Origin of the sequence: Streptomyces sp. NPDC102360 (assembly GCF_044766085.1) — a bacterium.
In the GTDB taxonomy this organism is placed as follows: Bacteria; Actinomycetota; Actinomycetes; order Streptomycetales; family Streptomycetaceae; genus Streptomyces.
In genome coordinates this window covers 60,000-70,595 of record NZ_JBIWLG010000002.1, presented here as the reverse complement: position 1 = coordinate 70,595, position 10,596 = coordinate 60,000, and the positions used below count along the sequence as shown (strand labels likewise).

Annotated in this window: 12 protein-coding genes; 5 read left to right on the top strand and 7 right to left on the bottom strand. The window is 68.3% G+C overall.

Annotated elements, in window-relative coordinates:
- The first annotated feature begins 152 nt into the window (after positions 1 to 152).
- On the top strand, positions 153 to 848 hold the full coding sequence (locus ACIRHA_RS09950; RefSeq protein WP_403842410.1) for a hypothetical protein: 696 nt from the start codon (positions 153 to 155) through the stop codon (positions 846 to 848).
- Between the two features lie 78 nt (positions 849 to 926).
- On the opposite strand, the gene ACIRHA_RS09945 is transcribed toward ACIRHA_RS09950, so the two are convergent.
- The 5 genes from ACIRHA_RS09945 to ACIRHA_RS09925 all read right to left on the bottom strand — a co-directional run bounded on the left by ACIRHA_RS09945 (position 927) and on the right by ACIRHA_RS09925 (position 4,048).
- Complete coding sequence (locus tag ACIRHA_RS09945; protein ID WP_403842407.1) at positions 927 to 1,148, bottom strand: hypothetical protein; 222 nt, start codon at positions 1,146 to 1,148, stop codon at positions 927 to 929.
- 185 nt (positions 1,149 to 1,333) lie between these two features.
- Complete coding sequence (locus tag ACIRHA_RS09940) at positions 1,334 to 1,864, bottom strand: hypothetical protein (RefSeq protein WP_403842405.1); 531 nt, start codon at positions 1,862 to 1,864, stop codon at positions 1,334 to 1,336.
- A 186-nt stretch (positions 1,865 to 2,050) separates the two neighbouring features.
- Positions 2,051 to 2,356, bottom strand: a complete 306-nt coding sequence (locus ACIRHA_RS09935; RefSeq protein WP_403842402.1) for a hypothetical protein — start codon at positions 2,354 to 2,356, stop codon at positions 2,051 to 2,053.
- A gap of 119 nt (positions 2,357 to 2,475) precedes the next feature.
- Positions 2,476 to 3,717, bottom strand: coding sequence for an EndoU domain-containing protein (locus tag ACIRHA_RS09930; RefSeq protein WP_403842399.1), 1,242 nt, complete (start codon positions 3,715 to 3,717; stop codon positions 2,476 to 2,478).
- A 7-nt stretch (positions 3,718 to 3,724) separates the two neighbouring features.
- Complete coding sequence (locus ACIRHA_RS09925; protein WP_403842396.1) at positions 3,725 to 4,048, bottom strand: WXG100 family type VII secretion target; 324 nt, start codon at positions 4,046 to 4,048, stop codon at positions 3,725 to 3,727.
- Positions 4,049 to 4,299: 251 nt separating this feature from the next.
- Between ACIRHA_RS09925 and ACIRHA_RS09920 the strand changes: the two genes are divergently transcribed.
- Positions 4,300 to 4,869, top strand: coding sequence for an HD domain-containing protein (locus ACIRHA_RS09920; protein WP_403842394.1), 570 nt, complete (start codon positions 4,300 to 4,302; stop codon positions 4,867 to 4,869).
- Positions 4,870 to 4,897: 28 nt separating this feature from the next.
- Here the strand turns inward: ACIRHA_RS09920 and ACIRHA_RS09915 are convergent, their stop codons facing one another.
- Together ACIRHA_RS09915 and ACIRHA_RS09910 are read right to left on the bottom strand one after the other, a co-directional pair.
- Positions 4,898 to 5,365 carry an NUDIX hydrolase gene (locus tag ACIRHA_RS09915; RefSeq protein WP_403842391.1) on the bottom strand — a complete coding sequence of 156 codons (468 nt, stop codon included), beginning with the start codon at positions 5,363 to 5,365 and terminating at the stop codon, positions 4,898 to 4,900.
- 4 nt (positions 5,366 to 5,369) lie between these two features.
- Positions 5,370 to 6,143: a multiprotein-bridging factor 1 family protein gene (locus ACIRHA_RS09910; protein ID WP_403842389.1), complete on the bottom strand. Its 774-nt coding sequence runs from the start codon at positions 6,141 to 6,143 to the stop codon at positions 5,370 to 5,372.
- A 93-nt stretch (positions 6,144 to 6,236) separates the two neighbouring features.
- Here ACIRHA_RS09910 and ACIRHA_RS09905 point away from each other — a divergent pair, with 93 nt between their 5' ends.
- The 3 genes from ACIRHA_RS09905 (at position 6,237) to ACIRHA_RS09895 (ending at position 10,487) form a co-directional block, all read left to right on the top strand.
- Positions 6,237 to 6,935, top strand: a complete 699-nt coding sequence (locus ACIRHA_RS09905) for an HAD family hydrolase (RefSeq protein ID WP_403842386.1) — start codon at positions 6,237 to 6,239, stop codon at positions 6,933 to 6,935.
- Positions 6,936 to 7,183: 248 nt separating this feature from the next.
- Positions 7,184 to 9,142: a sugar phosphate nucleotidyltransferase gene (locus ACIRHA_RS09900; protein WP_403842383.1), complete on the top strand. Its 1,959-nt coding sequence runs from the start codon at positions 7,184 to 7,186 to the stop codon at positions 9,140 to 9,142.
- Positions 9,126 to 10,487, top strand: coding sequence for a hypothetical protein (locus tag ACIRHA_RS09895; protein WP_403842381.1), 1,362 nt, complete (start codon positions 9,126 to 9,128; stop codon positions 10,485 to 10,487). The genes ACIRHA_RS09900 and ACIRHA_RS09895 overlap by 17 nt, the downstream gene beginning before the upstream one ends.
- Positions 10,488 to 10,596 lie beyond the last annotated feature (109 nt).

Below are 10,596 nucleotides of genomic sequence, written 5' to 3'. Positions count from 1 at the left end.
AGCGATGGACGGATCCGGAACCGAACCGATCAGATCAAGCCACATACAGACCATGATCCGCAAAGCCGCTTGACCGGCCTCTGTGCGGTGCAGGGAACATCAGGAGTTCACGTCCCGAGTTCCCCGTCCCCACGCGCCGCACAGAGGTATGGATGACCATCGCGCACCCGCAGACCCGTCAGTTCGAGTCGTTCGTCACGAACCTGTCGTACGCACGTCAGATGGTTCGCGCCGGGCAGGCCTTGGAGGTGCTCAGTCCCAAGGGCATCGACACCGGCGATTTCTACCGGGCCGCCTGGGTACAGTCGACCGCCGCCCTCGAACACTGGGTGCAGGAGGAGGTGTTGCGCCGAGTCGCCGAGGAATCCGCCAAGGACGGCCCGGACATGCCGAAGAAGCTCCGTGACTACCCGTTGCCGCTGCACTGCGTGGAGAGGGTCCAGCGGGGCGAAACGACCATGGCCGAGTTGGTCGCGGAGCGCGTCCGCCAGGACATCGCCCGCCAGACGTTGCAGAACCCGGACGCCATAGCGAAGGTGATGGCGCTCGTCACCGACGTCAAGGTGTGGCGGGACGCGGCGAAGTGGGTCAATCGGTGGAACCAGTACCGCACTTCATACGACGAGAAGCGGCTGCGCGGCCAGTACATCTTGCTGCTCCGCCGCCGCAACCAGATCGCACACGACGCGGACCTGATCGACGGCGACCTCAAGCAGCGCCGCCAGATCGGCGAGGCTGATGTCACGGACGCCCTCAACTGGATTGAGCGGATTGCGCTCGCGCTCGCGTATGCGTTGGAGGGGGACGCGTCCAAGAACTCAGGGCGTCCGGAGAGTGCGTCAGCTTGACCGTGCACTCCCTTCACCCGTGGATGAGCTCATCAAGTGGCGTGAACCGCTCGCATCGATCCAGCGCAGAAAGCGTCGTTATGCCGGCTTCAGATGCTGGGTCAGATACTCCAGGACGGGGTCGATGAACTCGCCGACCTTGGCTGCGACGCCTGCAGTCTTCGCCGCTGCTCCGGCCTCGCCGGCCTTGGAGGCGGCAGCCAGCGGACCGACGCCGAGGGGGAGGCCGTTGAAGACGACCGTCGCCGAGGCGCAGACCGGGTTCTCGTCCCACTGGTTCCAGGCGACGAGACTCTCCAATTCAACAGGACACTGTCGGATCCTGCCGGCTCGTTAGGTCATGCCGATCTGGAGCGGCGCGACGCCGTTCGGCGGGTCGATGATGAAGTCCACGGGCAGAGCTTGGTGGGCGCTCATGTACTCCTCGCGCGGAGCGGTAGTCGTACGTCCATCGGGGACTCAGTACGGTTCAGGCGACGCCTCGCCTATGCCGTTGGGTTGGGTACGTAGCCGGGATCCTCGTCAGGGAAGTCCTCGGGGAAGACGTCGCTCAGCAGATCCCCGCGCAGGACACGCAGCAGGTAGCTCTCAACGGAACCTTCGTAGAGGTCGTACTCCCGGCCACGGCCGATCACGGTAAGTACGAACCAATCCTGTGGATCGGGCTGAGGGACGAGGAAGCACATGTCGGCGTTGTCGGTGCCGCCCCAGCAAACGAGCTGATCTGGCGAAGAGCCGCGTTCCGCAAGGAGTTCCTGGATGTGGGGACGGGTCTTGCGTAGCGTGTCGCGCGACCTGAGTGTGTGTTTGACCAAATCCAGGTGCGGGTTCGAAGCGCCCGCCCGATACACATGCAGGAAGTCGTCGAAGCTCGCACCGCCGAAGGCGTCGAAGAACGCCTTGACGCCAGGTGAGACCGTCACCTTCAGTGTCTGTTCCGCTGTTTGCCAGTCGTTGTGGACCGGTTCCGTCGTGCCGTTCGCATGGAAAGCAGCCAGTTGCTCAAGCTCGTTCACTGGGTATCTCCTGCGACTGCACTCGTGACCGGATGCAGGAGCGGACCGGCTCGCAGCACCTCGGGTACGACCGCTTCTGCTGGGGCCTCGGCCTGGCGAGGATCGTCTGTGGCACTGCCAGTCGCTCAGTGCCCGACCAACTGCTGCACGATTGCGGTGGCTTCGGTGAGTTCTCGGTGTGTGCCGTCATCCGAAGGCGGTCAGAGGGTCACGGCCATGCTCCTCAACGAATCTGGCGCGACCTTCGGCATTCTCCCCGGGCATGACGAGTTCGCAGTAATTCCAGAAGTCGAGCAGGACATCGAGTACCTGGCGCGGGGTGAACTCGCCGTTGACGTGCTCCACGAACTCGTTCTGGACGATGACGGTCTCGGGGTGCGCTTCCGTGGCGTACGCGTTGCCGTCGAGCATTTGGGGTGCTTCGACGCGTCCTGTACTCACTCCGTGGATGACGTCGATCATGTCCAGGACGGAGTGAGGTGACAGCTGCACGTCACTAGTGATCCAGTCGCCCAGTACCTTGAACTCCTCAGGCCCGGAATAGGAGGGGTACCCCCAGGAATCCCGTGAGAAGTATGTGGTCTTCGGAGTCATCCGATCTTTCCGTTCTACTACTTCGGCTCAGGCAGGACTGGGTATGCAGTGATCGCGTCGCCCGTACTCGAGTCGAAATAGCCCTCGATCCTGATTCCCTTGTACATGCCCCGCCACTTATTCATGGAGGCGTCGACGACCTCGGAGTCCTTGAAGGCGGTCTCGATCGCCCGGTTCACTTCCTTCGTCGTCCATGTGTCCGGGAAGAAGGTACTGTCCGCGCGTTTCTTTACCCACTCGCCGTTGCGGGGATTCTTCATCCACACCGGGCCGCGGGTGAGTCCGGTCTTGTTGTCACGGCCGGTGATCTTGGGGACCTTGGTGCCAACCGGGTCCTTGCCGCCCGGGCGGTGGTGGTATCCGGTCGGACGCCCGGTCTTGTTGATCCCGCCCTTGTGTATGTGCTCAAACACGTCGTCGGGGATGTGGCCGCTCGGCTTCCCCTTCATCCACAGCATGCCGGAGGCCGGGAACCCTCCGCCCTCACCCGCCAGCGCCAGACGAGGACCCGCGACGTTGATATCGGGAAGCTTGATGCTGTTGAGGGCGGTCTTGAGGCCGCCCGCGTTGTTGATCGCCGCAGCCCCGCTGCCCGCACCGCCGAGGACACCGCCCAGCAGAGCACCGGCCATCCCGGCCTCCTGGGCGTGGTGGAGGCTGACGCTCTTCTGGTCGCCCGCGGCCACGTGCAGGGGCTGGGCGACGGCCAGGTCGACGGTGATGGATTCGACGGCGCCGAACGCCACGCCGGTCATGGTCGCGCCGATGACGCCCGCGATTTCGGCGGAGACGGTGACGCCGATGCCCGCCGCGGCGGAGATGACGCCTTCGGCTGCGGCGGAGCCTGCGACGGCTCCCGCGCCGCCGGTGACGATGGCCAGCAGGACGCCCGCCCCGAGTGCGGCGGCGGCGATGCCGATCTCGGTCCACAGGTGGCTGATCGCCTTGTCGACGGCGTCGGCGTACTGATCGAGGCCCTTGGCGATCGATCGGGCGGACTCGGCGACGTCGTCGAGCCAGCCGGTCTTCGCCCCCTTGTGATAGCGCGCCCAGAAGTCGTCGAACGCCTCGATGGAGCGGCCCTCGTTGCCGTCGATGACGCTCCGGGCAGCCTTGTGCGTGGCCGCCGTGACGTCGTCGACCTGCTCGGCGAACGCGCGCCAGGCGTCGGCGGCCTCACGCAGCTGGTCGGAGTCCGCGTCGGGCCACCACATACCCAGCTTGAGCAGGGCGTCCTTAAGTATCTCCTCGACATCCACCGGCGGTTCAGCGCTCCTTGCCGGCGGAGTCGAAGACGTCCTTCGTCGCGCGCTCGTTCTCGTCGTGGTTGTCGGCCATCGACTTCAGGGCGTCGCCGATGGACTCCAGGCCAGTGACGAGCGTTTGGGTGGCAGTGTCGATGCCGTCCTTGGCCGGACCGTACTTGGCGTGGAACGAGTGGCCCTGCTCGTCGTCACCCCACGGAACGCCGAGGGCGGCGAGGCGCGAGTGCAGGGCCGCCAGCGCGTCGTGCAGCTGGTTGCTTTGGCGGTGGAAGGTGGGTGCGGCGTCCCGGAGGTCGTCGCTGTCCACCCGCATGCGTTCGCTCACGCCACTCGCTCCCCTCGAGCCCACTCGGTCAAGAGTGCGACCGTATCGCACGCCACTGACACGGCGCCGGGCCTAGGAACCCGTAGGTGCTGGGGCTCACATCAGGCCCGACGCCGCCGCCCGACGCCGCCGCCCGACGCCGCCGCCCGACGCCGCCGCCCGACGCCGCCGTCCGACGTTGCCGCGGGCGGGGCGCGGCTGGTCCACACGGGAAGGCATTCTCGTGTCTCTTGCTTGTCTACGATCGCGGTATGTGTTCCGTGATGTGGGCCTACGCGCTGGCAGAGTCGTTACTGAGCGGTGTGTTGCCCCGTCGGTGGGCGCACACGCAGGGCGTCGGCGCTCGTGCCCGCGGCCTCGCTCCGATCGTCGGCGAGCGGGCGGCACTGCTGGAGTCGGCTGCCGTGCTGCACGACATCGGCTACGCGCCGCGGCTCGCCGCCACCGGCTTCCACCCGCTCGACGGCGCCCGCTATCTGCGCGGCCACACCGCGATCGATGAGCGGATCGTGAGGCTCGTGGCCAACCATTCCTGCGCGCTCCTGGAAGCGGAGGAACGCGGCCTGCGCGACGAGCTGGCCTCCGAGTTTCCGCTGCTCGACGACGCGGTGCTCGTGGACGCGCTGGTGTACTGCGACATGACGACGACACCGGACGGGCGGCGTACCACGTCCGCAGGGCGGGTGGACGAGATCGTCGGCCGGTACGGGGCGGACAGTGTCGTGGGCCGTTTCATCCGGCGGGCAGCGCCCGAGATTCATGCGAGCGTGGCGCGTATCGAGGCCCTGCTGCCCGCGCCGGGCCGCGACCGGGATGGATGACGGTGCTCAGCCGAGGTGGTGACGGCGTTCAGCCGAGGTGGGGGTAGGTGCCCGTGAGGTAGTGGCGGATCTGTTCGTGCATGCTGGCGTGGATGTCCAGGGTGTCGAGGTCGGTTTCGGTGGCCCAACAAACGGCGTCGGCTTCGTCGTTGGTGGTGGGGGTGCCGCCGACGGGGCGGCCGATGTACACCACCTCGTACTGCTGGCGGATCTCGCCGTCGGTGTAGGCGACGATGTGCGCCGGGTTGGAGTAGACGCCGAGGAAGCCGGTGATTTCGGCGATGATGCCGGTTTCTTCGAGGCATTCGCGTACCGCGCACTGGGCGGGGGTTTCGCCGATGTCCATGGCGCCGCCGGGCAGGGCCCATTGGCCGGTGTCGCGGCGGCGTTGCAACAGGATGGCCCCGTCGCTGTCGACGACGAGGAGGTTGCAGGCGGGGATCAGGGTGTTGGCCTTGGGGGCTTTGGGGTCGTGGTAGTACTCGGTGCGGCCCATGGGGTCAGTGCTCCTTGCGCGGGCGGTGGTGGTCGGGGGGCCAGGGGCGGGCGGTCGCCCAGACGGCGTCGAAGCTCGCGGTGTACGGCTCGAACCACTCCGAGGTGGTGGAGTTGCGGAGGCGGAGTATCGGGTTGGCGCTGGCCGGTTGGCCCCAGATGTGCGGGTTGACCAGGAGGTGGTCGTCGTAGCGGAAGAGGGAGTTGTAGAGGGTGGTGTCGTGGAGGCGCATCTCGCAGCCGGGCACACCCGGCAGCTCTCGGTAGTACGTGAGTGAGGCGCGGATCTTGGCGGCGAGGGTGTCGCCGATGCCCTCTTCGTGGCCGCGGGTGACGGCGGCTGTGCCGTCCGGGTCGCCGAAGCAGAGGCGGATTCGGGCGCCGGCTTCGGCGCGTTCGCGGAGCATGCGGGCGATGCGCGGGTTGGTCTGGGCGAAGAAGGTTCCGGAGAAGACGAGGACGTCGATCTGCTGGGTGGCGTCGCGGAGCAGGGAGAGCCAGAGATCCCGGGGGACGCTGGCGCGGTTCGTGTACGTCTCGACGATCTCGGAGGGCGGGGATGGGACGTGCTCGGGCGTGGACGAGGCGGCTCGCTGTTCGGGCCAGAGGTGCGTCTCCTCGACCGCGAGGCAGTTGGCCGCGGCCCACCGGTGGCGGCGGTGCGGGACGCGGCCTGCGACCCAGCGGCCAACCGTCTTGGGATCGACGGAGCAGGCTTCGGCCAGGGCTTCGAACGTCAGGCCGCGTTCGGTGATCGCGGTGCGAAGTCGCTCGTTCACGCTGGTCATCCAACCTGAGGCGATGACTGCGTCGCAAGGAATCCGATCATCTCAGTCGAAAGGGAACGGCGGTGGCCTGTTTAGGGTGGGCGGGTGCCACTCATCGTGCTCTGGGACATCGATCACACGCTCATCGAGAACGGCGGCGTCAGCAAGGAGATCTACGCGTCCGCCTTTGCGATCGCGGCGGGACGGCCCGCTGTTCATCGGGCGCGTACGGAGGGGCGAACGGACCGGCTGATCCTGGCGGGGATGTTCCTTGATCACGGCCTGGAATCGCCCGAGTGGAGTCTGCTGGAGTCGGCCTTGGAGGAGGCCGGATCCGGACGGGAGGCCGAACTCGCCACGCGGGGACGGGCATTGCCCGGCGTGCAGGCGGCGTTGGCGGCGGTGGCCGCTGAACCCCGGATGGTGTCGTCCGTACTGACAGGAAACATCCGGGCCAATGCCCGGGTGAAGCTCGCGCCCTTCGGTCTCGATGGACTCTTGGACCTGGAGTGCGGTGCGTACGGGGCGGACGGAGTGGAACGAGCGGCGCTGGTTGATGTCGCCCGGAGGCGGGTCCAGGACCGGTACGGGCTGGGACTCAAGACGCCGGTGGTGCTCGTCGGGGACACGCCGCGGGACGTGGAGGCGGGGTTGAGTTCCGGCGCGCATGTCGTGGCCGTGGCATCCGGAGAGCACAGTGAAGGCGAACTACGGGACGCGGGGGCCGAGTGGGTCCTGTCTGATCTTCAGGACGTGGCCGGGCTGATGCGACACCTTCGGGCGCTGGACGTCTCGATGCCCTGAGGAAGACGTCCCGGGACGTCCCGGAGAAGTCCCCGCGCGAGGTTCGACGTCCCGGCCCGCGACGACACGCTGTTGCCCGCCGTACTTCCGTCTTCCGCGGATGTCGGCCTGCTCTCGGGCCCGGTCGGGTCCGCCGTGACGGCGCGAGGTGGACGATCTCCATGGAGCCAGTCGAGTACTCCCTCCGGTTCTCGCGACAACCGGTCGCAGCGGGCGAGGCACGGCGACGGGTAGCCGAGATGCTCGGCGTGAGTGACGGCATGGACGGTGGCATAGACGACGAGGCCGTGGTCGACGCGATCCAGGTCGTGGTCAGCGAGCTCGTCACCAACGCGGTACGACACGCCGCCGGCGACGAGATCGACGTTTCGGTGGCCATCGGGTGCGGTGTCGTGCGACTGGAGGTCGGCGATGCGAGTGACGTGGTACCGCGCAGATGCGCGCAGGACACCGGGCAAGAGGGAGGCAGAGGGCTCTTTCTGGTCGAGGCTCTCGCCACCCGCAGCGGGGTGACGGTCCTGCCCGAGGGCGGGAAGCGGTGCTGGGCCGAGATCGAGCTGCCGGACGAGCAGGTGCACGAACGGCAGGCCGTGATCCTGTCGGCCGGCCTCGGGACGCGCATCGCGATCGTTTCGCGCGGGCGGCCGAAGGCGACCGTGACCACCGGTGCCCGGCCTGTACTCGTGTCGCAGCTCAGGCAGTTGTATGCGGCCGGGGTCCGGCACGTAGCCGTCGTTCACGCGCCGGGTGACGACCGGCACGTCCAGGCGCTCGTCGACCAGGTCTTCGCCGGAGCGGATCTACATATCCGCCTGGTGCCGCAGCCGACGCCGCTCGGCCCGTTGGACGCACTGGCGCAGGCCGCGCCGCACCTGATGCCGGGCGGGGACGTGACGCTCATTCTCGGTGACACGCTCATCGGTGATCTGGAGGAACTGCCGGCCGACTCCGTGGCCGTCGGCCGGGCAGGTGCAGCCCGGGACTTCTGCGTCGTCGGGACCGACGCCGACGGCCGCATCCTCGCGTACACCGACAAGCCCGACCAGGACACGGCGACCGAGCGCGCGGTGGTCGGCGTCTACCGTTTCGCAGACTGCCGCCTGCTGCGCACACTCCTGGCCGATCCCGATCCCGATCCCGGCCGCGACACCGAACTGAGCGCGCTGCTGCGCAAGTACGGCGCGCAGAGGTCGCTCACCGCGGTGCCGGTGGACGTGTGGTGGGACCTCGGCTCGTACGACCGCTATGTCGCCGCGAACCGCCTGTCGCTGACCGGCCGGGCCGGGCACAGCTTCGCGGTCACGGACGACGGGACCGTGGTCAAGCGAGGCGACGGTGCACTGATGGCGGCCCAGGCCCGCTGGTACCGATCCCTCCCGGATACCGCGCTTGGGCTCGCGCCGCGGCTCCTGGGGGAGGGCGAGGGCTGGTACCGGATCGAGCTGGTCGACTACCCGAGCCTCGCCGAGTTGCTCCTCTTCGAACCGCTGCCGGAGGCGACTTGGCGCTTGGTGCTCCGTCGGCTGATCGACGTGGTGGAGAGCCGACTGTGGGCGCCGACCCGGCGGGAGGATCCCGGCCTGCGCGCGTGGTGCGAGCGGAAGTACGTCGAGAAGACCGAGCAGCGGCTTGCCTCGTGGAAAGGCTGGACGCGGGTCCGGGACGAGCGGCTCACCGTCAACGGGGTGGAACTCCCGGCATTCGGGGAGGTGTGGCCCGCCGCCGTGGACGCACTGCGCGGACTCGCCGCCACCGCCGGGCACGGCAGCCTGGTGCACGGCGACATGACGTTCTCGAACGTTCTGCTCGCGCGCGGCTACGGCACGTTCAAACTGCTCGACCCCGGGACCACGTTCAGCGACACCGTCGGCGGCGACATTCGGTACGACCTCGCCAAGCTCCGGCAGTCGTACGCGGGCGGGTACGACGCCTTGCGCGAGGACCTGTTCACCTTGCGGCGCCCCAACTCGACGAATTGGGACCTGCGCGTCTTCCCCCGCCCCAGCGCGCTGGCACCGGCGGGTGACGCGGTGGTCACCGAGGCCGGGTTCGCGCTCGACGAGATACGTCTGCTCGAAGCGGTGCAGTTCCTGTCGATGGTTCCGCTCCACCACGAGAACCCCGACCGGCAGTGCGCTCTGTACGCGCGCGGTCTCCAACTCCTCGTATCCGTACTGGAAGGACAAGCCCATGCCGTCCGTGTCTGACGTCCTACGGAAGGCCGCTGTCGGCGCTGTCGCGGCTCACTTGACCTGGGAGGCGGTCACCCTGGCCCGGGCCCGACGCACGGCACGTACGGCCCTGAAGAAGGCGCCGCCGGTCGACGACGCGGGGAACGCCGTGCTCCACCTGCTGGTGCCCGGGCTTCGCGAGCAGCCGTACGTACAGCGGACCGTCGAGGCGTTCGCCGCCGTACGGGACCGTTACCCGTACGCGCACATCTGGTTCGTCACGACCGCACGGGAATTGGGCGAGGGACCGACGACCCGCGAGCTGCTGGAAAAGGAGCTTGCTGCGCGCGACGCCGCGCGGATGGCCGTGATCGAGGACCCGCGCCCGGTGGGGAACAAGGCGTCGCAGCTCAACTGGGCCGTCGAGCACATCGAAGGACAACACATCGCAGGCCAGCGCCAGCGCATTGCAGGACCGCAAGAGGACGGCGATCCGGTGTGGTTCGGGGTCTTCGATTTCGATTCTCAGCCGCCGCCGGAGCTGGCCGCGTGGGTCGCGGCGGAGGCGGCCGGCGAGCGGGAACCGGAGGTCGTACAGGCGGTGCCGCTGGCGACCGGATGCCTTTCGGGGGCGCCCGAGAGGTCGTGGCCGAGGGCGGTGGTGCGGGTTGAGGCGTTGCATCAGGCGGTGCGGAGTCTCGGGGTGGAGCGCTGGAAGCTCGACCGGGCGGCCGAGGGGCGGCTGATGCCGCAGTACCTCGTCGGCGCGGGGCTGTTCGTACGGGCGGACGTGTTGCGCGAGGTCGGGGGCTTCCCGTACGTCGACGATGTCCCGCTGGGGTACAGGCTGTTCCTTCGCCGGGCGAGGTTCTCGACGGTTCCGGTGCTCAATCGCGTCGACCTTCCGGACACGGTGTCCGCGCATCTCGCGTCGCTCAAGTTCATCGCCCGGGGGATCACGACCTGGCCCGAGGTACTGCGTGAGACCAGGGGCGTGCGGGCCGTCGATCGCTGGCGACTGGCCGGGCTCGGCGTCGCGGACACCGCTGAGATCACCGTGTTGCCATGGCTCGCCGCCGCGCTGACCCCGGGAGTGCTCCTGCGGGGGCCGGTGCACGAGCGGGCGTTGTTCACGGCGTGGTGGGCGTTCCCGCTGGTGCAGACCGCGGTGATGCGACGGGTCCTGGCGGACGAGATGAACGCTGAGGAATGGCGGGTGCCGGCCGTCGGCCTGGTGAGTGCGGGCCTCGGGCGTCGATTCTGGCGGACCTTCGGGGCGTGGCGGCTGGGCGCGGATGCGGTGCGGGCTCGGCTCACCGGTGGGCAGGTCGCCTTCGGGAAGGCGGACCGGGCGGTCACCGAGCTTCAGGGGCCGGCGTGACGGGGCTGCACGGCAGTTGGTGCCCCGGACCGTCTGCCGTGCCACACCGATCGATTGGGACACGCGGCGATGGCGAGTACGAGAACCGGATCCTCCCGTCCGGCAGTCC

Excerpts from the sequence above, each read along its gene's own strand:
- ACIRHA_RS09920 (WP_403842394.1), top strand. The coding sequence starts at position 4,300 with ATGTGTTCCGTGATGTGGGCCTACGCGCTGGCAGAGTCGTTACTGAGC.
- ACIRHA_RS09895 (WP_403842381.1), top strand. The coding sequence starts at position 9,126 with ATGCCGTCCGTGTCTGACGTCCTACGGAAGGCCGCTGTCGGCGCTGTC.
- ACIRHA_RS09915 (WP_403842391.1), bottom strand. The coding sequence starts at position 5,365 with ATGGGCCGCACCGAGTACTACCACGACCCCAAAGCCCCCAAGGCCAAC.
- ACIRHA_RS09950 (WP_403842410.1), top strand. The coding sequence starts at position 153 with ATGACCATCGCGCACCCGCAGACCCGTCAGTTCGAGTCGTTCGTCACG.